Source organism: Actinospica durhamensis, from assembly GCF_018139695.1.
GTDB lineage: Bacteria > Actinomycetota > Actinomycetes > Streptomycetales > Catenulisporaceae > Actinospica > Actinospica durhamensis.
The window spans coordinates 1-22706 of record NZ_JAGSOG010000084.1; the positions used below are offsets into that span (position 1 = coordinate 1).

A 22706-nucleotide genomic window follows, 5' to 3' on the forward strand; every position below is an offset into this window, starting at 1 on the left:
CGCCACGCCACCACCGACACCGACACCTACTGCACTGGTCCGCCTGGCGAAGACGCCACCAAGCCACCGCCCGCCGATGCCACTACCAGCGACGATGCAACTCAGGGCAAGAATTGCAACTGTAGTAATAGGCCGAGTTCTCGACCACTACAGGGAGACGGTAGCCGCTTATCTGTGCTCGAGCTCTGGGATCCGTTCCTTGTCCGCAGGCGCGGGCACTGCTCGGATCGTGACACCGGGTACGTTGCTTCGCTGGCACCGCAGAATAGTCGCGGGCAAATGGCGTAAGCCGCGACCGCCGGGCAGACCGCGGTTCAAAATGCCATGCATAGTCATTCATGCTTTGGCATTTAGGGTGCTGAAAGTCGGTCCCCTTCACGCTTCGGCGAGCCTCGAGCAAGGCCATCGGAGCACCCCTTGCTCCACCGGGCGTGGAGCGCGCGGAAAGGAATAGCTCAGCATGGGCGCCGCGGTCATCGGCGTTGGTCGCTGTGGGCCACTATCTGTAGGCGTTGGGGTTGTCTTCGTCTGACCTATTCCCTGGCCCGCTCCACGGCTGCGCCAAAAACGATGGAGCGGGCACGAAAATAGGTCAAGTAGTTGATATAGGTATCAACTACTTGACCTTTTGACGTGCACGAATGCTGGTGGGCGATACTGGGATCGAACCAGTGACCTCTTCCGTGTGAAAGAAGCGTTCACCTTATATCAACATTGTGGCTGTCACCTGCATGGATCCTGCTCCCATTATAGCGTCCACGGCGAGTTGTCGCGTTCGACGCTGTAGGGCGTTGATCTGATGGTGTGCCAGGTCCCATCGCGGGTCGTCTGTGCTCCCACGTTCGCGCGGCGCTGATGGCCGGGCCTCGGGCGTGGCGGCGGCCACGAGGTGTCGCCGGCGAGTTCGGCGCGGATGTCTCAAAGGACCGGGCTGCCGGTCGCTGACCAGGACGGGAGTCAGCTGTTCGCCGGGGGCCGGCTGCGGATATCTTTCCGGCGCGGTGAGGTTGATGACGTGCTGACGCGGATCGTCGCGGCGTTGGCGCCGCAAGAAACGGCGGGGGTCGTGGCCGGGGGCATAGGTATGCGCGTGTCGGACGACCGTGTTGCGACTGCTCCCAGAATGTGGGGGCGGCCGAACTCTTCCTCGGGCACGGAAGGTGTCGTGGATGCGTTTTGCCCAGGTTGGCGCGGGTGGGACGTACGTGCGGAGAAGGCGGACGACGTATCTTGCTCCCAAGGCCCTGCGATCATTTCGGGTACTGCAGCGGTGCGTAAGAGTTCACGGGTGCTGCCCCCGAGATAGGGGAGATGGAATCGCCCCAGGTCATCGGCATGAGCAGCCGATTTCGGTGAGATGCTGTGAGCGCGGTTGTGGCTGTCGGGTGTTGGCTTGTAGGCGCCGGGTGACTGAGAAGTCGGCGTGTTCGACCCCATCGGGTGGTTCCGCTGTGGCCGTGCGGCTCGGCGGTCCCTGGCGTGAGCGAGCCCGGGGCCGGTGCCGATTGGCCTGTAGTGCACGGGTGAGTCTTTTATCAGGGCTTATTCACCGTTCAGGGTTGTGTTCATGCGGCTGCCGGCTGTCCGGGCGAGTTGCGCGCCTGGCGCGGGGGCAGATGCCTGCTCGCCGGCCCGGATGGGCGGCTGACTGCTGGAGGGCCGTGACTGCGGCTCGGCGCGGTTGTGGCGGTTGTTGCGTGTGGAGGTGTGTGGTGGCGTGGGTGGAGCGGCATGGGGCGGTATTCCGGGTGCGGATCCGGACGTCCGAGGGGCGGACGGTGTCGATCGCGAAGTGCGGGACGTGGGAGGAGGCGTGCGAGGTCGTGTTGGCGGTGCCGGGGGTGCCGGTCGATGCGGCGGCCAGGCGGGCGCGGCGTGAGCTGGTGCGTTCGCTGGCGGTGTGGCAGGGCGCGGTTCGTCCCCGGCCGGGCTCGGATCCGAGTGTGGAGGGGTGGGTGGTGGCGTGGCGGGCCGGGCTGTGCGTGCGGCCCTCGACCGCGGCGAAGTACGACTCGCATGTGCGGCTTCACATCCTGCCGCGGTTCGGGCGGGTACGGCTCTCGCAGCTGAGCAGGGTGGAGATCAAGTCGTGGGCGGGTGTGCTGGCCGAGTCGATGCACGGCTCGTCGGTGTGCTCGATTCTCGCTTTGTTCTCCGGGATTCTTGCCGAGGCGGTGCGCGAGGGGCTGATGCCGTTCAATCCGGCGCTGCGGCTGCGCGCGGCCTCAGACCGCCCGGACGAGCGCGCTGTGGCCGAGCCCTGGCAACTGCGCATGCTGGCCGAGCGGATGCGGGGCGCCGCGGGGCTGATGACGGTGACCGCGGCGTACACGGGGATGAGGTGGGGCGAACTGGCCGGACTGCACCGCGGCAGCCTTGTGCTGGCCTCTCGTCGCGGGCGACAGCCGCACGGGGTCGCGCCGTTCATCAGGGTCGATCCACTCTGCGGGGCGCTGCACGAGGTCGCCGGCCGGCTGGAACTGGGGCCGCCGAAGACCGGCGCGGGCGCACGCCTGGTGCACCTTCCGCCGTTCCTTGCCGAGATGCTCGCGGCCCACCTCGATCAGCACCCTTACCCGTATGTGTTCACGGGCAGGCGCGGAGGCTGGTGGCACCGGAGCGCGTTTCGCAGACAGGTGTGGCTGCCCGCGCTCGCCGGCGACCCGGAGCAGCAGGATGCGGCCCGACGCCAGACGCTGCTCGCGTCGATGACTTTCCACGGGCTCAGGCACTCCCACAAGACGTGGATGGCCGAACTGCACACGTCCGCCTCGCTCCAGGACTACCGGCTGGGCCACCTCCCGCGCGGAGTCCAAGGGCGCTACGAGCACCACACCCCAGGCATGATCCTCCGGCTCACAGACGACCTCGAACATCTATGGCACGCCTCCGCCCCATTCCCGGAGCCGGCCACCGCCAACCCGCCCGAGCGGGTTCCGGGCGGAGCCATGCGGCAGATCACTAATTAGAACTGACGGTTCGTCGGAAGAAATCAAACGACGAAATCGAGCCACGGGCTGCTGGGAGGCTGGCGATGCAGATGGTGCACGTGCGGGCCGTCAGCCCGTCCGCGCTGATCGACCAGGTCGATCAGGTGCTCTCCGGCAATCCGTGCGTCTTCGCCCTCGACGTCGCACGTGGCGCGGCGCGCAGCCCGGACGGCGAGCGTCGAGTGCGATGTGCTGACCAGCGCGGTGAACGAGGTGCTCGGCTCGCTGCGGGCCATGGGGCTCGAGGAGCGCGGGTCGATCACGGTGAAGTTCATCGAGCTCGCCGCCTGCCGGCTGGCCTCGGATACTGAGACGGCGCGGCTCGGCAAGCTCGCGTCGGCTCCGTGGTGGGTCGACCTCGATGCACGGATCGAGGCCGAGGCGAGCTTCGTCCCCAGCCTCTTCCTGCTCCTCGTGATCGCCGGGCTGATCGCCGCCATCGGCATCGTCAGCAACTCGCAGATCTGATCGTCGCCGCGATGGTCGTCGGCCCGGAGTACGGGGCGATTACCAGCGTCGCCCAGGGCCTCGACCAGCGCGTCTGGCGGCGGGTAGCCGAGGGCTCGCCGCCCTGTTCTTCGGCTTACTTGCGGCCATCGTCGCAGCGTTCCTCTTCAGTCTCCGGGTGCGCGGCTTGGATCAGCAGTCGAAGGCGTTCACGCTCTCCGGCCGGTCTCGGACTTGATCAACACGCCGAACTTCCTGTCCTTCTTGGTGGCGCTGCTGGCCGGGATCGTCGGCATCGTCTCGTTGGCCGAGTTGCGCACGAGCGCGCTGTTGGGCGTGTTCATCTCCGTCACCACGATTCCGGCTGCTGCGGACGTGGGCGTCTCCCTCGCGTTCGAAAGCTGGTCGGAAGCCTGCGGCTCGGTGCTGCAGCTGCTGCTCAACGTCGTCGTGCTGATCCTGGCCGGCGCGATCGCGCTGCGTGTACAGCGGTGGGCATGGCGTCGCACGCCCGGCGCGCCGGGCGTGCGACGGCTGCCTGAAGAGCGATGATTCGTCGCCTTTGCGACATATGGCGACGCGGAGAGTACGCTAACGATGTATGGGGAGTTCTTTGGATGCTTGGGTTTCGCGGGATGACTGGGCCTCTACCTGGCCGCGCGCCGATACGAGGGTCGCGAAGCCTCCGGAGCTGATCTTTTGCGGCGTGTCCGGTTGCGGAAAGAGCACCATCGGCCGACGCGTGGCGCGCGAGCTGCGCACTCCGTTCGTCGAGGGCGACGACCTGCACGTATCGGGGAACATCGCCAATATGGAGGCCGGTCGGCCGTTGAGCGACAACGACCGGTTGCCCTGGTTGACCGCGCTGTCCGCGCGGCTTGGCGCGATGGCGGTGGAAACCGGCGGGGTGATGGCCTGCTCGGCGCTCAAGCGGGTGTATCGCACGGCGCTGGCCTCAGCGTCGGCGGACGTGTACTTCGTCCTGTTGGCCATCGAGAAGGAAGCGGCCTTGGAACGCGTCTCGCACCGTGCCGACCACTTCATGCCGTCCGAACTGGTCGACTCGCAGTTCGACCAATTCGAGCCGCTTGCCCCGGAGGAACCGGGCATCGTCCTCGACGCGCTCGCCGACCCCGACGAGAACGTCAAGCGGACACTCGACTTCATCATCCAGCTCCGCGCGTAGCGAGCTCTTGGCCCGGAGGTCATGGAGATGATCGGCGACGCACGAGCGGGTCGACTCTGTTGACGACGTGCTCCAGCGGTTCCTCGCGCACGACGCGTTCAGCCGCCGCGCGGATGCCGGCCAGCAGCCGGTCCCGGCTCTGCCGGGTCGTGCCGGCTGCATGCGGGTGAAGCAGGATCCGCCGGTCGCGAAGCAGGGGACTGTCCGCGGGCAAGGGCTCGGTCTGGAAGACGTCGAACGCCGCCGCCAGCCTGCCGCCGCGCACCATCCGGGCGACCGCCTCCTCGTCGACGATGCCGCCCCGGCCGACGTTGACCAGGACCGCATCCTGAGGCAGGCGCCCGAGCAGATCGCCGGAGAACAGTCCACGGGTGTCGTCGACCAGCGGGATCGCCACGACGAGTACGTCGCTGCGGGCGACCAGGTCGGGCAGTTCGAGCCAGGGCCGGGGACCAGGGCGATGGTCGCGGAGCGCCGGAGCAGCCAGGCCGCAGTCGGAGCCCACGCTCTCATGTAAATAGGTGGCGAAGGACTGAAACCACGCATGTCAGCCGCGAATCATGGTTGGCCAACGTTATGCATGATAAGGGTAGCGGCAGTCGAACCCGCAGGTCAGCGCCATGTGGCTTGTGCGAGCTTGAGCGGCACGGCGCAGTGCACGCTCGATGGCGACCCAGGCAAACGGACGGAATCGGACAGCAATTTCATGGGTGAAACAGGAACATGCAGGCCACAGGCATGGTGCGGAACGTAGTCGATTGGTCGCACACTATCACGCATAATCTCTCCTGTAGCTCGTGGGAGCCAGTGGCCTACGAGTATTCATAGGCCACTGGCTCCCACCCAGCAGGATGCTTTGATTCTGTGCGGATCACTGCCGTCCGCTACCGGTTTTCGCGCGGCATCTTCACCAGATTTTCCACATCTTAGAGATCTGATATACTGCGCCCCGGCGAGGGCGCTATCTGGGGCGCTGTATCAAGATCAGCACTCGGAACTGAAGCAAGACGTCCGCAGGGGTGCGGGTGATGCCCCATTCGCCGGGCGCAGACTGAGGCTGGCTGTGGCCGCGCCCGCCGTTGGGCGGCCGCATCGTCGATCTGCCCCGTTTCTCGTCCCGCTGCTGGCCCGGGCGAGAGGAGCTCCTTGTCTGCAGCGATCGCGCAGCGTAGCAGTCACCTTTTCGCCGACATGCCCACTTGTCATCGTTTCGATGACACGTTAAATCGAAGGCGTGAGCGCATCGGCACTGTCGATGACCTGGAGGCGAGTGTCATGTTGATGCGCACTGATCCGTTCCGTGAGCTCGAACGGGTGGCCTCGCAGTTGCTGGGTACGGGCACCGGTAACCCGCGCATCCGAACCCGATTCCCATGGACGCTTTCCGCGAGGGCGATCAGTTCGTGGCCTGTTTCGATCTGCCCGGCATCTCGCTGGAGGCGATCGATCTGGGCATCGAGCGCAACGTGCTGACGGTCAAGGCCGAGTGGCGCCCGGTGCAAGTCGGCAAGGATGTCGAGATGCAGGTGGGCGAGCGGCCCGTCGGCGTGTTCTCCCGCCAGCTATTCCTGAGTGAGACGTTGGATGCCGAGCGCATCGCTGCGGACTACCGCGGCGGGGTGCTGACCTTGCGGATCCCGATCGCGCTCGGCGCGAAACCCCGCAAGATTGCGATCACCAGCGCGGACGAGCCCCATCAGTTGACCGGGTGGCCCATTATCCAGGTGTCGAGATACACGGGGGAGCCCCACCTGCTCCTACGGCAGCCTCGCCGTCTTTTCCTGGGAGACGTCCAGCTCACTCCACACCTGCGGAAATCCGCCGAGGTCGAGCTGTCGGCAGATATTCTGCGCGGCCATGCCGATAGCCTCGGTCACGGTCGGGAAGGCATAGGAAAGGCCTGCGATCTGTTCGATGGTCATCCCGGCGGCCATCATCGCTGCGGCGACCTGCACGATTTCGGCAGAATACTCGCCGAGCACGTGCGCGCCGACCACGGAGCGGTGGGAACGGTCGACCAGGAGCTTGCAGAATCCGTCCGGGCGCCCGTCGACAACCGGGCGCACCAGGTCGTCGTAGCGCGCGACCGCGGACACCACCTCGCCGTTCAACGCGGCCGCAGGCTCGGTAAGGCCGACCTGACCGTACTCGGGGTCGGTGAAACTGCCGGTGGGGATGATTTCGTAATCGGCGCGCTGAACCGGGCCGAGTACTGCGTTGCGCCCGGCGATCCGTCCCTCGCTGCGCGCGGTCTGCACCAGCTTGTAGTGCCCTGTGACGTCTCCCGCGGCGAAGATGTGCTCGACGTTCGTGCGCAGATACTCGTCGACCACCAGCCCGCCGCGTCCGGCGGCGACCCCGGCCCGTTCCAGACCGAGCGTCTCGATGTTCGCCGGCCAGCCGATCGCCGCGAAGACCGCATCGCCGATGACTCTGTCCGATCCGTTCGGGCCGCGGTAGGTGACGGTGATCCGGCTTGCGTGCTTCTCAAGGCGCTCGACAAGTGTGCCGGTGTGTATTGTCAGACCCCGTGCTTCGAACGCCGAGCGCATACCGGCGGACACGTCCGGGTCGGCGCTCGCGAGCAGCGCGGGCGTGGCCTCGAACACGGTCACCCGGATCCCGAAGTCGCCCAGGATCGAGGCGATCTGGCAGCCGGTGTCCGCTCCGCCGATGATCACGGCGTGCTCGGGCAGGGCTTTGAGTGTGAGCAGGTCGTCGTAGGTCGAGGCGAGTTCACCGCCGGGAACCGGCAGCGCGGCGGCGCGCCCTCCGACCGCGATGATCACCCGGTCCGCGGTCCAGACATGTCCGTCATCGGCTTGGATCGCATGATCGTCGGCGAAGCGCACAACTCCGGTTCCTTCGACCAGATCGATGCCGCTGGCGCGAAGATGCTCGGCGAGGTGCTTGCGTTCGTGTGCGTACCGGGCGACGCGGGCGGCGTTGCCCTGCAACGCCGCGAGATTTGGCACCGGCGGCGCACCCTCGAGCCCGAACCGCGTCCAGGAACCCCAGTCGCGGGCCAGGCGGGCCGCACGTGCGAGGGTGCGCACGGGCGCCGGGCCGCGGTTCAGACTCGTCCCACCGACCTGATCGGCCTCCAGCAGCGTGACCTGCGCGCCGAGCTCGCATGCGTGAAGGGCGGCCGACATGCCCGCCGGACCGCCTCCCACCACCAGCACCTTCATCGGGTCTCGCATTCGTCGTCGGTACCGCTCCGCGCGGGCTGCGCGGCAGCGGGGCACTCCTCATCCCCGCCGACGGGGCTACAACCAAGTCAACCGGTGTGGTGCGCGGTAGGAGAGATCGACTGCTCCGAATGCCGGAACGCCGCTCACCCCGCCGCGTGGGAGCGCTGTGGGTGCAGATAATGCGTCCGTGCTGGTTAGGCGGCATAGTCTTATTCGTGCAGTATCCTGCCGAGTCGCTCGCGTCTTCGGACCTGCAGATCGATGACCTGGGCGCGGTCGTTGATCGGTTCGGGTTCCGCCCGCAGCGGCGCGCCTCGTTTGGGGGCCCGGTGCGGCCGGTCGAGGTCGTAGTAGATTTCGAACTGGTACAGCGCCTTGAGGCGGTGTGCCCAGCTGCGGACTAGCATCCGGTCGAGCAGTTCGCGTCGGCAGGTGCCGATCCAGCGTTCCATGATCGCGTTCATGTGCGCCATGCGCACACCGGACAGCACCACCGTGATGCCGGCCTGCCGCACGATCTCGGCGAAGAACGGCGGGTAGCGCGCGTCGCGGTCGCGGATCAACTATCGGACGGCGGCTTCGACGTCTTCCAGGTCCAGAATCAGACTCTTGGCGGACTGCGCCATCCATGCGGCGGTCGGATGGGCGGTGGAGCCCAGGATGCGGATGCGGCGGGTGGCATGCTCGATCAGGGACGGGCCGGAGATCTTCTGTTCGGCCAGCGTGACGGTCTCGAAGAAGCCGCAGGCCACGATCACTTCGGCCTGGCTGTGCAGGAACCGCGCCCAGGTTGTCGACTGCCGCCGCGGCGCCGGGTCGATGCCGGCCTGCTTGAGGATCTCCCAGGCGGTCGAGGGCGCCACGACGATGCCGAGCAGCGCGGTACCCCCAGCCACTGTCCACCAGCCGGATCTGGAGCACAGCACGGTTACGTCCGGGGACGTGGTCAACGCCGCTGCGTTAGCGCTGATGGGTAGTTGTCCAGTCGGTTCCCGGCCTTGCAAGCAGCAACGGAACTCCGGTAAATCAGCTTTCGACCAAGAAGGCTGATCAAGGAGTTCCGTTGCAGGACAAGTGTGTCATCACGCGGGTGGTGGCGGTAGCCGCGGGGGCGTTCGCTCCCGGCCAGCTCGGCGAGCTGACGCAGATCGTCGATTTCGCCCTGGTGGACGCGGTGATCGCGCAGGCCGGCGTGCTGCAGCGGCGGGTGCGGCTGCTACCGGCGCGGGTCGTGGTGTACTTCGTGCTCGCGCTGGCGCTGTTTGAGGACTGCGGCTGCCGGGCGGTGTGGGGCAAGCTGACCTGCTCGCTGGGCGGGCTGGCTGCGACGTGCCCACATTCCTCCTGCTTCGCCCGTGCCCGGCGTCGGCTGGGTGCCGAGCCGCTCAAGGGCGCTGTTCGACGCGGTCTCCGGTCCCGTGGCCCGGCGCGAGATGCCGGGAGCGCGTTGGCGGGGGCTGCGCACGGTGGCGATCGACGGCACCGGAGTGCAGGTGGCCGACCGCGAGGCGGTTACCGCACGTTACGCCGAGCGCGGGAGCGCCCGCGCGACCGGATATCCGCTGCTGCGCCTGGTTCTGCTGGTGGAGACCGGCACGCGTGCGGTGATCGGCGCGGTGTTCGGCCCCGAGTGTGAAGGGGAGCAGGTGTACGCGGCGCGGCTGCTTGACCGGCTGGGCGCGGGGATGCTGCTGCTGATGGACGCGGCGTTCGACGGCTGGCAGTTGCTGCGCGACGTGCAGGCCACGCAGGCGCACTATCTGGTGCGCTCGGGCGCCAGGCGCTGCCCGACGATCCAGAGCCGGCTGCCGGACCGCTCGTACCTGGCCCGGCTCGGCGGCGGCAGGCTCGCGGTGCGCGTCATCGAGGCCTGGGTGACCGTCACGCTGCAGGACGGGAGCGTGCGCCGGGAGCAGTGGCGCCTGATCACGATCTGCTCGACCACCGGCGCTACCCGGCCGGGGACCTGCTGGCGCTGTACCACGAGCGGTGGCAGGCCGAGACGGCGTACGCGAACTTGAAGACGAGGTTGATCGACGGGCGGGTGCTGCGCTCGGGCCGGCCGCAGGAGGTCGAGCAGGAGCTGTGGGGCGTGCTGACGGTGTACCAGGCGTTGATCCGGCTCGCCGCGGATGCCGCGGCGAGTCGGCCGGGGCTGGATATGGACCGGTTCAGCTTCACCGTCCTGCTCGGCACGGCCCGCGACCAGGTCGTCCTGGCCCACGGGGTGTTCCCGGACGAACCGGTCGCACTGGTCGGCGCTATCGGCCGGGCGCTGCTGGCGAACCTGCTGCCGGTCCGAGCACGCAGGCGGATGAAGGCCAGGAGCCTGAAGACCACGACCAAGTACGCCTCGAACTTCGGGAAACATCCCGCCACCTGCCAGAACTACACCTTCCACGCCGAGATAGCGATTATGGAGGAGGGGGTTGCCACACGGCCACGAAGCTAAACGCAGCGGCGTTGGGGACGTGGTGTAGGGCTGATCTTCCCGATGGAGTGATGCTGCCTCGTATGGCGGGCGTGGTGCCCGAATGCGAGGCGGCCACTGGCTGATCCTTCGAGAACGACCAAGAACTCGAAGACAGGATCAGATCGATGACCGCTGTAGACAGTCTGCCGTTCGCCGCCGCGTTGAAGGAGAACCTCGCGTCGGCGAGTCCCGACTTGCTCCGGGCGATGGTCGCCCTCTTCGCCCAGCAGCTGATGGGCGCCGAGGCCGACGCGCTGTGCGGCGCCGAGTACGGCCAGGTCAGCGCCGGGCGGGTGAACTCACGCAACTGTAAGTTGCAGGGGTGTTGATCTGCCCGGCAGGCTGACCCGTCCCGCAACTAGCCTGGTTGAGGCTGCTCCCCAGACCGCGGTGCACTTCGGTGTGGCGAGCAATCGTGTTTGTAATCAGCGGGGCTGGTCGGCCCGGCCAACGAGGATGCTCCGCACGAGCGGCGGTTCGTCGGTGACCGCGTACAGGACGCGGAAGTAGCCGAGCAGCAGGCGCCTGTGGGTTCCGGAGCCGCCGAGCTGTGTCGATCCGGTCGGGCGTGGGTCGCGATCGATCCGTGCAGCATCTTCAAGGCCGCCATCTGCACGTCCCGTCGAACGCGGTGATCGTCGCCGACCGGTTCCACGTCGCGCAAGGTGCCGTCGCATACCGCCATTGAGCTGACTTCCGCGCGCGTCGCGCAATCTCCGTTCGGGAGCATTGGCACCATGACTCCATGAGCACCGGGGCAGGGCATTCGGCCTCCGCGCGGCTCGTCTTGACGACGCTGGCGGCCGGGCAGTTCCTCATGGCGCTCGACAGTTCCGTGATGAACGTCTCGATCGCGACGGTCGCGCGGGACGTGGGGACCACGGTGACCGGGGTCCAGGGGGCGATCACGGCGTATACGCTGGTGATGGCGATGTTCATGGTCCCCGGCGGCAAGCTCGGCGCGCTCTTCGGCCGCAAGCGCGCCTTCACGGCCGGCTGCGTCATCTATGGCGCAGGCTCGTTCACGACCGCTCTCGCGCCGAGCCTGCCGGTGCTGCTGCTCGGCTGGTCCTTCCTCGAGGGGATCGGGGCGGCGCTGATCATGCCCGCGATCGTGGCGCTCGTCGCGGTGAACTTCGCCGTCGAACGCCGACCGGCCGCCTACGGACTCGTCGCGGCCGCCGGAGCCGTGGCCATCGCCGTCGGCCCGCTCGTCGGCGGTATCGCCACGACCTACTTCTCCTGGCGCTGGGTGTTCGCCGGCGAGGTCGTCGTGGTGCTCGCCATCCTCCTGCTCGCCCGCCGCGTCACCGACGCAAGGAGCGAGGAGCGCCAGCGCATCGACCTGGTCGGCGCCGCGCTCTGCGCCCTGGGACTCGGGACCTTCGTGTTCGGCGTCCTGCGCTCGAGCGAGTGGGGCTGGTTCCTGCCGAAGACCGGCGCACCGTCCCTTCTCGGAATCTCACCGACCGTGTGGCTCATGCTGGCCGGCCTGTTCCTGATGTGGCTCTTCTATGCCTGGGAGACGCGCGTGGTAGCGCGCCGCGGGTCGCCGCTGGTGGACCCGGCCCTTCTCCACAACCGCCAGCTGACTGGCGGCCTGACGATGTTCTTCTTCCAGTATCTCGTGCAGATGGGCGTGTTCTTCCTCGTCCCGCTCTACCTCTCGATCGCCCTGGGCCTGTCCGCGCTCGCCACCGGAGTGCGCATCCTGCCGCTCTCCCTCACCCTGCTGGGCGCCGCGGTCCTGATCCCGCGCCTGCTCCCGGACGTCTCGCCGCGCCGGGTAGTGCGGTGGGGAATCCTCGCGCTCCTCGCCGGGGCCGTGGCCCTGGCGGCGGCACTCGACGCCGACGCGGGCCCGGAGATCGTCACGCTCCCGCTCCTGCTGATCGGGCTCGGCATGGGCGCGCTCGCGTCCCAGCTCGGCGCGGTCACGGTCTCCGCGGTACCCGACGAGCAGAGCGCCGAGATCGGTGGCGTGCAGAACGCCGTCACCAACCTCGGTGCCTCGATCGGCACGGCCCTGGCCGGATCGATCCTGATCGCGGTACTGACCTCCTCGTTCCTGAGCGGCATCGAGCACAACCCCGCGGTGCCGGCGGAGGTCAAGAACAAGGCGAGCACCAACCTCGAGGCAGGAGTGCCGTTCCTCTCCGACGCCCAACTCACCACAGCCCTCGACCAGGCCGCGGCGAGCCCGGAGGTGAAGCAGGCCGCGCTCGACGCGAACTCTGCAGCCCGCCTCGACGGTCTACGCGCCGCACTCGCCATCCTCGCCCTCGCCTCACTGATCGCGCTCTTCTTCACTTCCCGGATCCCGACCACCCAGCCAGGCGAGAGGAAACCGGACACCGACGGAGGGACAGCCGGCCGATGACCAGAGAGCCGCAGTTCTTCGAGTGGCGGCTGTCGGGAGATCGTTCATACCGGCGCCTCAGCGGTCCCGACACGCCACGTTTGAAGCAATGAGCTCCTCCGACAGGTCAGCCACGACATTCTGTACGCGTTGAACGGTTGTAAGGGGAGCCGGGGCGCAGACCGCATGAAGCGGTCTTCGAGCCGATCTGCCCTGACCGCCGGGACCGATCCGCGCTTGTCGGAGCGGCATCGGCCACGTGGCGCGAGGTGAGCCTGAACGGCTCCGTCGAGCCTCCGCGGTCGAACACCGCACCGGCGCGCGAACGGCCCTTCAGAACACCTACGCGGTCGGCGAAGTCGGCTCTGGCGGTCGCCGAATGAGGAGGTGGTGATGGCGCGGGACGAACAGCGGCCTGACAAGGCCATGGTGGACCGGTCCGAAGGGTTCGGTGAACGGCTGCTGGGAGTGCTGCTGGACCGGGCGCACGAGATGCCCCCGGCGCTGATCGCCCCGCTGGTCGCCGAAGAGGTGGCCAGGGTGGGCGGGCGCGACGTCTCGATTCTGCTGCAGGACTACGGCCAGCGGATGCTGGTGCCGCTGCCGGGCAGGCGGCTGACCGTCGGCGAGCCCGAACCGATCGGCGACTCCCCCGCCGGCACGGCCTTCCTGCAAACGACCGCTGTGGAGGTGCCGCAGGCCGACGGTGTCCGGCTGTATCTGCCGTTGCTCGACGGTAGCGACCAGGTGGGGGTGATGGCCCTGACGCTGGACACCGTCGATGACGATGACCGGCGGCTGTTGCGCCGCCTCGCCGGCTTGGTCGCCGACACGATCGTGACCAAACACAGCTACACAGACCGGTTCTTCCAGGCCCGGCGCCGCGAACCGATGAGCCTGGCCGCGGAGATCCAGTGGTCCCTGCTGCCCCCGCTGGCGATGTCCGTGCCCCAGGTCAAGGTCGCCGGAATCCTCGAGCCGGCGTACAAGGTCGCCGGCGACAGCTTCGACTACGCCCTCAACGACGACATCCTGCACCTGGCCATGATCGACGCGATGGGCCACGGCCTGGACGCCGCCACGATGGCTACCGTCGCCATCGGCGCCTACCGGCACGCGAGACGCGCCGAGATCGGACTGGCCGAGATCTACGCGTTCATGGACCGGGCCATCGCCGAGCAGTTCGGACCCGACCACTTCGTGACCGCGCAGATGATGGTCCTGGACATCGCCACCGGCCACCTGCAATGGGTCAACGCCGGCCATCCCGCGCCGCTGCTGATCCGCAACCACGCGGTGGTCCAGAAGCTGAAGAGCCCAACCACCCTACCGGTCGGCTTCGGTGGCGAACAGCCCCTGATCAGCGAGCAGACCCTCCGACGCGGCGACCGGGTCCTGTGCTTCACCGACGGCCTGATCGAGGAGCACGATGCCGGCGAAGAGCAGTTCGGCGAGGAACAACTCATGAGCTGGGTCAACCACATCGAACGGGCGGAGAAGGGAGTGCGCGCGGTCGTGCGCGCCCTCTCCCACGCCCTGATGGACCAACGCGGCGGCACGACCAGCGACGACGCCACCCTCTTGATGATCGAGTGGCTCGGGGGCGCCGCCGACCACCTCGCCACCCTGGACTGAGCCGAAGGCCGCACTCCGATCACGAAGCCCACGCTGCGGACACGCCGGCAACTCGCGGTGAAACCGGCAGGAGCAGCCCGTCAGACTCCGGACCGCGCGGTGATCCGGCCGTCGCGCTCGGCCTTTTCGAGCGCGGCATAGTCACGTTCGTTCTGGTCCGCGTAGGCCGCGGAGAACTCCGCGATCGCGTGGGCGAAGGTGGAGTCGTCGCCGAGGTAGGACGCGATGGCCACGCGGTCGCCCGAGCGGGCGTGTGCGCGGGCGAGCGTCCAACCGCACAACTGGCCGTACTGCGCCAGGCCGGACGGCAGCGCGCCCTCGATCTCGAACGAGCCCTTCCAGTCCGCGAGCTGGCGCACGTAGAAGTCGCGGGTCTTCCCGTCGATCCCCTGCACCGTCTCCCAGCCCAGCAGGATGTCGCTGGCCGCCTGCATCAGGCGCTGCCCGTCCACCACCCGTTCGCCCTCGTTCCTGAAGCGCGGACCACCGAGCCCGCCGTACTCGGCCAACACCGACCGCTGAGCCTCCTTGGCCTGGAGGAAGAGCGGATCGCCCTCGCCGTGCCCGCGCATCAGCAGGATCCAGCACCGGGTGCCCACGCTGCCCACGCCGACCACTTTTCGTGCCATGTCCACGAACTCGAACGCCTGGGCCAGCGCGCGCCGGTCGGGCTGCAGCGTGTGCTGATAGCGTGCCAGCAGCCCGCGCAGCTGCAATTCGAGCTGCTCAGCCGCCATCTCTGGCAGGAGCTCGGAGATCGGGACGATCAGCGGCGGATCGGCCGTGATGCGGCGCTCGCCGTCCACGATCGCGGTCAGCTTCTTGAAAGATCGGTACTGGTCGCGGGTGCGGGCCTTCGCCAGTGTCCGCTCGAGCTTCTTCTTGGCGGGCTTCGTCAACCGGGCCACGAGGTCAGCGGGAAGCCGGTCGGTGTCCGTGGAGGCGTACCAGAGGTCGAGCTCGTGCATGTCGGCGAACTGTCTCATCGCGCCCTGGTAGCGCCGCACGGTGGCGAGCTGGATCTTCCGGCGCTGCTTTCCGCTGAACCCGTTCTGCCGGGCGGCGACCTCCAGGCTGGCCGCCAGCCGCTTGACGTCCCACTCCCACGGGCCCGGATGGGTCTCGTCGAAGTCGTTGACATCGAACACGAGGCGCCGCTCCGGCGAGGCGAACAGGCCGAAGTTCGCCAGGTGGGCGTCCCCGCAGAGCTGGACCGTCAGGCCCGAGGTGGGCGTCGCGGCCAGGTCCGCGGCCATGACGGCGGCGGCGCCGCGATAGAACGTGAACGGCGAGACGAGCATGCGCCCGTACCTGATCGGCACGAGCTCCGGCACCCGGGTGGCCCCCTGCTGCTCCAGGATCTCGACCGGGTCCCGGCGCCCCTGCGCGGCGGAGAACAGAGCGTGCTGTTCGGGGGCGACCTCCTTTCGAACATCGGTTCCGTGCTGCGCACGCTCGCCAAGAGTCGGTGCTCGCTTCTTTGCCGGATCGAGCTCGCGGGTGGGCCTCGCGCCACCCGAACGCCCCGCTTTACCAGCCATGATGCGCCTCCTGGGTGCTGGTTTCGTGAGTAGCGGACCGGCCGCCGAACCGGACGGCACTCGCTTTGATCGCTCCTTCCATTACACGGCGGACAAGCGGCTACCGCCTGCTGCGGCATTCACCCGGACAGCTTGCTTTTCCGCGCGCCGAGGATCGAACGGCGCCTACGGTCGAAGGGCGCACGTCCGACCGCGCGGATCTGCTTGGGCTGCCCCGCAAGAATTCGGACGGTGTCGAAACCACACCCCACCTGGAGGATCGCGTGGCCATGAACTCCGACACCCCTGTCCTTGACACCCTCGCTGCCATGACGCTCGACTCGATCGAGCGCTGTGATCTGCCCCCGGACATGCTCATCCTCACCCGCATCGCCGCGCTCGCCGCCATGGACGCGCCCCCGGTGTCCTACCTCGCCCACATCGAACCCGGCCTCAAGGCCCAACTGACCGCGAACCAGCTGCAGGACGTCCTGGTCGCCATCGCCCCCATCGTGGGAACCGCCCGCGTCATGTCGGCCGCCGGCAACATCGCCCAGGCACTCGGCATCGCCATCGAGGTGACCGAGGCGGAAGCCGGCATGGGGGTCTGACCACCTCGCCCGCCCCTGGCCGCGATCGGCGCCCAGGGGCGGGTTTTTCGAGCGGGTGTCTTCGAGCGAGTGGTTCAGGCCCGCGCATGCAGGGCGTCAGGGTTCAGATCCGCGATCGTCGGGTATCCGTCGATCGCCATGAGCAGGTCCGCCTCGGCGAGCAGGGACCGTAGTACGTGCACGATGCCGTCTTCGCCGCCGAGCGCGAGCCCGTAGGCGTAGGGGCGGCCGATCGCCACGGCGCTCGCTCCGAGGGCGAGGGCCTTGACGATGTGTTCGCCGCCGCGCACGCCGGAGTCGAAGACGACCGGTGCGCCGCCTGCTGCCTCGACCACTGTGGGGAGCAGATCGATCGCGGGAATTCCGCCGTTCGCTTGGCGTCCGCCGTGGTTGGAGCAGTAGATTCCGTCGATGCCGCCGTCGATCGCGCGCTTCGCGTCCTCGGGGTGGCAGATCCCTTTAAGGAGCAACGGCAGCTTGGTCAGCGAGCGCAGCCAGGCCAGGTCGTTCCAGTTGAGGGTGGGATCGGATAATTCCGAGGCCCAGACGAGCGCCGCGGCGCGGACATCCTCCTCCGGGGGCTTGGCGAGCTTGGTCCGGAAGACGGGGTCGGAGAAGTAGTTGGCCAGACAGTGGCCTTTGAGCTGGGGGAAGTTGCCAAGCTTCAGGTCACGTGGTCGCCAGCCGAGCTGCAAGGTGTCGAGGGTGACGACGATGCCCTTGAAGCCGGCCGCCTCGGCGCGCGAGACGAACGACTCCGCGACCGCCCGGTCCTTCGGGTTGTAGAGCTGGAAGAACCCCGGTGTCTCGCCGAATTGCGCGGCGACCTCTTCGAGCGGGTCGACCGTGAGCGTCGAGGCGATCATCGGCACGCCCGAGGTCGCCGCGGCCCGCGCGGTGGCGAGGTCGCCATGCCCGTCCTGGGCGCACAGGCCGATGACACCGATCGGGGCGAGCAGGAGCGGTGTCGGCAGGGCCATCCCGAACAGGTTGATCGACAGGTCGCGTCGCGCTGCGCCCACGAGCATGCGGGGGATCACGCCCCACCGGTCGAACGCGGTGACGTTCGCGTTCTGGGTGTATTCGTTGCCTGCGCCGCCGGCGACGTAGGAGACGATGTCCGGTGGGAGCGTCGCGTGCGCGCGGGCCTCGAGTTCCGCGAAGGTGAACGGCAGGTCCTCCCGCACGCCGGTCAGGCCGCGGAGATAGACCTCGAGCTGGTAGTCGCCGTAGTTCGGCGTTTCGTGCTCCATGTCAGTCGAACAGGTGGGTTGTACGGGCGCTGACCCAGCGGGCGAGGGGCGGGGCGAGGCGGTTGAGCCAGTACATGGCGTGGGCGTCGGGACCGACCGGCGCGATCGCGCGATTGCGTTCGGCTGCGCGCAGGACCTTCTGTGCGGCGCGCTCGGGCGGATATCCACGACGCTCGTACATGCTCCGGACCCGGGCTGCCTGGCCGTCGGGGTCTGACCCGCGCACGATACTGGTCCGCGCGATCGGAGTGTTCATGACGCCGGGACAGATGGCGGTCACCCCGATCTTGTGTGGGCGCAGCTCGATCCGCAGGTTCAGGGTGAGGCCGAGGACCGCGAACTTCGTGACGGAGTACGCGGTCATGACGGTGGAGGGAAAGTAACCGGCACCGGAGGAGACGTTGACGACTTGTCCTCCGGCGCCGCGCTCGATCATGCGGGGGATGAAGCGCTCGCAGCCGTGCACGACTCCCTTGACGTTGACTGCGATCTGCCGGTCCCAGTCCTCGGGCTTCGTGTGGAGGAACGGGGCGAGCACACCGATGCCGGCGTTGTTGATCAGCAGGTCGACCGCCTCGAACCGAGCGTGCACGGCGTCAGCGAACGCGTCCATCGCTTCGGGGTCGGTGACATCGACTGTCTGGGCGAACACCTCGTTGCCCAGAGAGCGGATGGCTCTGGCGGTCTCGTTCAGGCCGGCTTCGTCGCGGTCGCAGATGACGAGTATGGCTCCGCGTTGGGCGGCGAGCAACGCGGTGGCGCGGCCCATGCCGCTGCCGGCGCCGGTGATCAGCACCACACGGTTATTCAGATTCTTGAGTTTCACCGTCTACTCCAGGGTTGGGGTCATGAAAGGGTGCGGTGCAGGAAGTCGAGCTGGTCCGTGAGGGCGCGCTCGAGCCATGGGGCGCTGTAGACGTCGAGGTGGTCGAACGGGTATTCCCGGAACTCGCTGCCGGCGCCCGCCTGCGCGGCAGCGCGGCGGCCCGCGTGCGGCGGGACGATGGTGTCGTTGGTCCCGACCTGGACGAGCAGCGGGCACTCGACCCGTGAGGCGAGCTTGATCGGCCGGTTGAATCCGGCCTCGAGCGCCGCACGCGCGGACACCTCGTTGCGCCAACTCGGGCCCGCGACCGGGCGGTAGGTCTCGAGGCCTCCCGCCCTGGGGAAGATCGCGTTCGATCCCGGTTCGCCGATCATCGGAACGAGGTACGGGGCGCGGCCGGTGAGTGTCCTGGACACGTCGCGCAGTCCATGCAGCGTCGCGCGGGCCATGTAGGTCGGGCCGCAGCTGCGGGCGAGCTGCGTCAGCACCGCGCGACCGTCCATCGCCGGCGTCAGGGAGATCGTTGCCGCGATGCGCTTGTCCTGCGCTGCGACGACGACCACGTGGCCGCCGGCGTAGGAGACGCCCCAGAGCACGATGCGTTCGGGATCGACGCCCGGGAGCCGACGGGCGGCGGTGACGGCCGCTTGGTAGTCCTGACGCTGGCGCCGCACCGAGACGACCTGGCGGAGTGAGCCGCCGGATGTGCCGAACCCGAGGTAGTCGAAGAACACGACGTCGAGTCCGGCGGCCGCGAAGCCTTCCGCGTAGGCGATCAGACGGCTGTCGCGGGTGCCGCAGAACCCTGGCGCCATGACGACGCACGGGCGTCCGTTCGCGCCGGCGTATGTATCGCCGACGGCCGGGAAATGCCAGGCGGCGCACCGGTCTTCGCCGCTGGTGAAGGTGATCTCGTCCATGGTGTCGATTCCTGGTCTTTGCGCGGTGGGGACGCCGGCGCGTCCGGGAAGTACTTCCGGACGCGCCCACGTGGGTTTGCAGGACGCGTTCTGGCTTGCCTGCGGGCGGCAGGGCCGGACGGTCTCGCCTTGTCGCGGGCGACGACGGGTCACTGCCGCGTCATGGCGATCCGCCAGCGCTCTTCGACAGGGATCAGGTGATCCTGGTTGGCCGCGGCGGTGTCCACATCGATCTGCACCCAGCGGATCTCGCCGGTGAACTCGTTGCCGCGCGGCGGGTATTCCGGTGTGACCGGTGAGCCCGACTCACGGCCCACGTTGGTCGTCTCGTCGCCGGAGAACACGATGGCCTGGGTGACCGGCAGCTGCCCCCGGCCGACCTCGGCGCCGTCGAGGTAGAGCGTGACCGTGCCGCCCTTGGCCAGGCCTGGCCCGTCGTAGTCGAACTCCATCCGCACCTGGTGCTCACCGGTCGGCAGCGGGTCGTGCGAGCCGACATAGAAGTGCTGCAGGCCCACCAGGTTGTAGCAGTAGCGCAGGTGGCCGTCGCGCGTGTAGAGGCTCCAGCCGCCGGCCATCCCGCCCTGGGAGAGAATGACGCCCTCCACGCCGGCTTCTGGGATCAAAAGCTGGGCGGTGATCGAGTGGCTCTTGTTCTTGATGTTGATGACGGAGCTCTCGTTGAGGTGGCCCATGCCCGGGAAGAGCACCTGGGTGTTGCCGCGGATCAGCTGCGGGCGCCCGGCGAGGTCGGGGTTGAACCGCTCGGCCGCCCGGTCATCGAGCGGGAGCACCCCGTGCTTGGTCGCCTCGATCAGCCACAGGCGTTGCAGCCGGTGGAGGGTCTCGGGCTGCTCGGCGGCGAGGTTGCGCGACTGGGTCCAGTCCTCGGGGCCGTAGAGCTCCCACACGTCGTCGTCGAAGGCTGCCATCTGCGCGCCGAGCAGTTCCCAGGGTGTGCGGTGTTTGGTGACCGCGGTCCAGCCGCGGTGGTAGATGCCGCGGTTGCCGGCGATCTCGAAATACTGGGTCTGGTGTCGCTCGGGCGCCGCCGGGTCGTGGAAGGAGTAGCCCATGCTCACGCCCTCGATGGGGGCCTGGGTCACCCCGTGCACCGTGACGGGCTCGGGTATCCCGGCCGCCTCCAGGACGGTCGGTGCGATATCGATGACGTGGGTGAACTGGTTGCGGATCTCGCCCCGCGCGTCGATGCCGGCGGGCCAGTGCACGACGGTGCCGTTGCGGGTGCCGCCCCAGTGCGAGGCGACCTGCTTCGTCCACTGGTACGGGGTGCACATCGCGTGTGCCCAGCCGACCGCGTAGTGGTTGTACGCGCTCGGGGTGCCGAACTCGTCTACCTTGGCGCGAAGGAAGTCCGTCGACTCCAGGGCGCTGAGGCCGTTGAAGTTGATCGCCTCGTTGAAGCTGCCGTGTTGGGTGCCCTCGGCGGACGCGCCGTTGTCGCCGATGACATAGTAGATCAGCGTATTGTCGAGCAGTTCCAGGTCGTCCAGGGTCTGCACCAGCCGGCCGATCTGGTGGTCGGTGTGGGCCAGGAATCCGGCGTAGACCTCCATCTGACGGGTCAGCACCGGCTTGAGGTCCTCGGGCATCTCGTCCCAGTGCGGGATCTCCGGGTTGAACGCGGTCAATCCGGCATCGGCGGGGATGACGCCGAGTTCCTTCTGGCGTTCGAAGATCTCTTCGCGCAGCGCGTCCCAGCCGGCCTCGAAACGGCCCGCGTACCGGTCGGACCACTCCTTGGGTGCGTGGTGCGGTGCGTGGGTCGCGCCGGGGGCGAAGTACAGGAAGAAGGGCCGGTCGCCCTGGAGGGCGTGCTGGCGGCGGATCCAGTCGACGCTGCGGTCGGCGAGGTCCTCGGTCAGGTGGTAGCCCTCCTGCGGGGTCCGGTCGGGCTCGACCGGGGTGGTGCCCTCGTAGAGCGCCGGGTAGTACTGGTTGGTCTCCCCGCCGACGAAGCCGTAGAAGTACTCGAACCCGCTGCCGGTGGGCCAGCGCTCGAAGGGACCGGCCGGGCTGGTCTCCCACACCGGTACCTCGTGGCACTTGCCGAACTGCGCGGTCGCATATCCGTTGAGCCGCAGTGTCTCGGCCAACGGGGCCTTGGTGTTGGGCCGGATCGTGTTGTATCCCGGAGCCGAGGTCGCGAGTTCGGTGATCGCGCCCATGCCGACCGAGTGGTGGTTGCGTCCGGTCAGCAGCGCTTGCCGGGTCGGGGAGCACAACGCGGTGGTGTGGAACCGTGAGTAGCGCAGCCCGCCGTCGGCAAGCTTCTGCGCCGCCGGGGTCTCGATGGGTCCGCCGAACACGCTCGAGGCTCCGAAACCCACATCGTCGAGCAGAATCACCAGGACGTTCGGCGCGCCCGCGGGCGGGCGCAGCGGGATGATCGGCGCGTACGACGTGTCCGGGTCCCGGGCGTCGTAGGTGGTCAGCCCGGGCCGGGGCCGGTCGGGCATGGGCAGGGCGGTGCGGGGGAGAGCGTCATGCGGGGCCACGTTGCCCCTCCTGTTCGGGATGGGCCGGACCGCGTGATGCACGGTTCCGGCGGTGTCGCTGGTGTGGAGTTCACCGCCCGGCAGCAGGCCGGACGGTGGGGACGGTGTCCGGCCTACTGCCGCAGCGCCGCCTCGAGGTACGCGGTCAGCGCGGTGTGGCCGTGCCGGATCACGTGCGGATCGGGTTCGTTGCGCTCGCGGAAGGCCAGGTCCAGGACCCGATCGCCGAGTTCGACCGCGAGAACGAAGATCCGGGGGTCATTGCACGCGGTGGCGAATCCGGCCGAGATCGCCAGCGCGTGCAGGCGCTGCGCGGTGCGGTGCTGGTAGCGCCCCACCTCAGCCCGCACGGTCGGCGAGACGCGACCGTCGAACCACAGCCGGGCCATGTTGTGGTGGCCCTTGAAGTAGGCGGCGAAGGTGTCGAGTTCGCGCGCGACGAACTCCGCGGCCGAACCCGGCGCCCACCGCTGCTCGGCCTCGGCCAGGAAGGCGCCGAGCCGTTCGAGGTGCTGCTCGATCAGCGCGTCGAGCACCTGCTCGCGGTCGGCGAAGAACCGGTAGAGCGAGGGCGGTGTGATGCCGGCGCGCTCGGCGACGTTGCGGGTCGTCACGGCATCGAGCCCGCCTTCCTCGATGAAGGCGTCCGCGGCCTCCAAGATCCGCTCCACGGTCTCGCGGCTGCGGGCCTGGACCGGCTGCCTGCGGCGGCGGATCTGCCCGTTGGCGGCCTGATCCTCGGCGCCCGGACTCTTGACGGCTCTCGACATGGA

General features: G+C 68.3%; 20 protein-coding genes and 3 pseudogenes. 12 read left to right on the forward strand and 11 right to left on the reverse strand.

Going from position 1 to position 22706, the window contains the following annotated elements:
* Positions 1-1778: 1778 nt before the first annotated feature.
* Positions 1779-2969 carry a tyrosine-type recombinase/integrase gene (locus tag KDL01_RS17770; RefSeq protein WP_212529638.1) on the forward strand — a complete coding sequence of 397 codons (1191 nt, stop codon included), beginning with the start codon at positions 1779-1781 and terminating at the stop codon, positions 2967-2969.
* Positions 2970-2992: 23 nt separating this feature from the next.
* Here KDL01_RS17770 and KDL01_RS17775 read toward each other — a convergent pair whose 3' ends face one another.
* Positions 2993-3226, reverse strand: coding sequence for a hypothetical protein (locus tag KDL01_RS17775; RefSeq protein ID WP_212529639.1), 234 nt, complete (start codon positions 3224-3226; stop codon positions 2993-2995).
* Between KDL01_RS17775 and KDL01_RS17780 the strand changes: the two genes are divergently transcribed.
* The 3 genes from KDL01_RS17780 to KDL01_RS17790 all read left to right on the forward strand — a co-directional run bounded on the left by KDL01_RS17780 (position 3225) and on the right by KDL01_RS17790 (position 4623).
* Positions 3225-3458, forward strand: coding sequence for a hypothetical protein (locus tag KDL01_RS17780; protein WP_212529640.1), 234 nt, complete (start codon positions 3225-3227; stop codon positions 3456-3458). The genes KDL01_RS17775 and KDL01_RS17780 overlap by 2 nt on opposite strands.
* A 213-nt stretch (positions 3459-3671) precedes the next feature.
* Positions 3672-3989 (forward strand): DUF389 domain-containing protein, encoded by a 318-nt coding sequence (locus KDL01_RS17785; protein WP_211244140.1) that lies wholly within the window; start codon positions 3672-3674, stop codon positions 3987-3989.
* A 142-nt stretch (positions 3990-4131) separates the two neighbouring features.
* Complete coding sequence (locus tag KDL01_RS17790) at positions 4132-4623, forward strand: gluconokinase (RefSeq protein WP_438801965.1); 492 nt, start codon at positions 4132-4134, stop codon at positions 4621-4623.
* 19 nt (positions 4624-4642) lie between these two features.
* On the opposite strand, the gene KDL01_RS17795 is transcribed toward KDL01_RS17790, so the two are convergent.
* The gene (locus KDL01_RS17795) at positions 4643-5128 is read right to left on the reverse strand and encodes an NAD(P)-dependent oxidoreductase (protein WP_051450437.1); all 486 of its coding nucleotides are present in this window, start codon (positions 5126-5128) and stop codon (positions 4643-4645) included.
* 770 nt (positions 5129-5898) lie between these two features.
* Here KDL01_RS17795 and KDL01_RS45960 point away from each other — a divergent pair.
* Positions 5899-6311 (forward strand): annotated as a pseudogene (locus KDL01_RS45960) (Hsp20/alpha crystallin family protein); the annotation flags it as partial.
* Between the two features lie 69 nt (positions 6312-6380).
* Here KDL01_RS45960 and KDL01_RS44620 read toward each other — a convergent pair.
* The 3 genes from KDL01_RS44620 to KDL01_RS17815 form a co-directional block, all read right to left on the reverse strand.
* Positions 6381-7814, reverse strand: coding sequence for a dihydrolipoyl dehydrogenase family protein (locus KDL01_RS44620; protein WP_281415472.1), 1434 nt, complete (start codon positions 7812-7814; stop codon positions 6381-6383).
* A 212-nt stretch (positions 7815-8026) separates the two neighbouring features.
* Positions 8027-8380 carry an integrase core domain-containing protein gene (locus KDL01_RS17810; RefSeq protein ID WP_212529642.1) on the reverse strand — a complete coding sequence of 118 codons (354 nt, stop codon included), beginning with the start codon at positions 8378-8380 and terminating at the stop codon, positions 8027-8029.
* Complete coding sequence (locus tag KDL01_RS17815; protein WP_211244138.1) at positions 8381-8713, reverse strand: hypothetical protein; 333 nt, start codon at positions 8711-8713, stop codon at positions 8381-8383.
* 278 nt (positions 8714-8991) lie between these two features.
* Between KDL01_RS17815 and KDL01_RS45965 the strand changes: the two are divergent.
* The 6 genes and pseudogenes from KDL01_RS45965 to KDL01_RS17840 form a co-directional block, all read left to right on the forward strand.
* Positions 8992-9147, forward strand: a pseudogene (locus tag KDL01_RS45965) (transposase domain-containing protein); the annotation flags it as partial.
* A gap of 25 nt (positions 9148-9172) precedes the next feature.
* Positions 9173-9838 carry a transposase gene (locus KDL01_RS17820; protein ID WP_307846386.1) on the forward strand — a complete coding sequence of 222 codons (666 nt, stop codon included), beginning with the start codon at positions 9173-9175 and terminating at the stop codon, positions 9836-9838.
* Positions 9835-10269, forward strand: a complete 435-nt coding sequence (locus KDL01_RS17825) for a hypothetical protein (RefSeq protein WP_212529644.1) — start codon at positions 9835-9837, stop codon at positions 10267-10269. Before KDL01_RS17820 ends, KDL01_RS17825 begins: the two co-directional genes overlap by 4 nt.
* A gap of 146 nt (positions 10270-10415) precedes the next feature.
* Positions 10416-10598 (forward strand): annotated as a pseudogene (locus KDL01_RS17830) (transposase); the annotation flags it as partial.
* A gap of 437 nt (positions 10599-11035) precedes the next feature.
* The gene (locus KDL01_RS17835; RefSeq protein ID WP_034262109.1) at positions 11036-12670 is read left to right on the forward strand and encodes an MFS transporter; all 1635 of its coding nucleotides are present in this window, start codon (positions 11036-11038) and stop codon (positions 12668-12670) included.
* Between the two features lie 372 nt (positions 12671-13042).
* Complete coding sequence (locus KDL01_RS17840) at positions 13043-14284, forward strand: PP2C family protein-serine/threonine phosphatase (protein ID WP_034262107.1); 1242 nt, start codon at positions 13043-13045, stop codon at positions 14282-14284.
* Positions 14285-14364: 80 nt separating this feature from the next.
* On the opposite strand, the gene KDL01_RS17845 is transcribed toward KDL01_RS17840, so the two are convergent.
* Positions 14365-15825, reverse strand: coding sequence for a DUF2252 domain-containing protein (locus KDL01_RS17845; protein WP_212529646.1), 1461 nt, complete (start codon positions 15823-15825; stop codon positions 14365-14367).
* 263 nt (positions 15826-16088) lie between these two features.
* Here KDL01_RS17845 and KDL01_RS17850 point away from each other — a divergent pair, with 263 nt between their 5' ends.
* Positions 16089-16415, forward strand: coding sequence for a hypothetical protein (locus KDL01_RS17850; protein WP_034262105.1), 327 nt, complete (start codon positions 16089-16091; stop codon positions 16413-16415).
* 74 nt (positions 16416-16489) lie between these two features.
* On the opposite strand, the gene KDL01_RS17855 is transcribed toward KDL01_RS17850, so the two are convergent.
* The 5 genes from KDL01_RS17855 to KDL01_RS17875 form a co-directional block, all read right to left on the reverse strand.
* Complete coding sequence (locus tag KDL01_RS17855; RefSeq protein ID WP_212529647.1) at positions 16490-17668, reverse strand: lactate 2-monooxygenase; 1179 nt, start codon at positions 17666-17668, stop codon at positions 16490-16492.
* Position 17669: 1 nt separating this feature from the next.
* Positions 17670-18494 carry an SDR family NAD(P)-dependent oxidoreductase gene (locus tag KDL01_RS17860; RefSeq protein WP_034262100.1) on the reverse strand — a complete coding sequence of 275 codons (825 nt, stop codon included), beginning with the start codon at positions 18492-18494 and terminating at the stop codon, positions 17670-17672.
* A 20-nt stretch (positions 18495-18514) separates the two neighbouring features.
* Positions 18515-19414: an alpha/beta hydrolase gene (locus KDL01_RS17865; RefSeq protein WP_212529648.1), complete on the reverse strand. Its 900-nt coding sequence runs from the start codon at positions 19412-19414 to the stop codon at positions 18515-18517.
* 149 nt (positions 19415-19563) lie between these two features.
* Positions 19564-21894 (reverse strand): sulfatase-like hydrolase/transferase, encoded by a 2331-nt coding sequence (locus tag KDL01_RS17870; RefSeq protein WP_051452310.1) that lies wholly within the window; start codon positions 21892-21894, stop codon positions 19564-19566.
* 152 nt (positions 21895-22046) lie between these two features.
* Positions 22047-22703 (reverse strand): TetR/AcrR family transcriptional regulator, encoded by a 657-nt coding sequence (locus KDL01_RS17875; protein WP_051450433.1) that lies wholly within the window; start codon positions 22701-22703, stop codon positions 22047-22049.
* Positions 22704-22706: the final 3 nt, after the last annotated feature.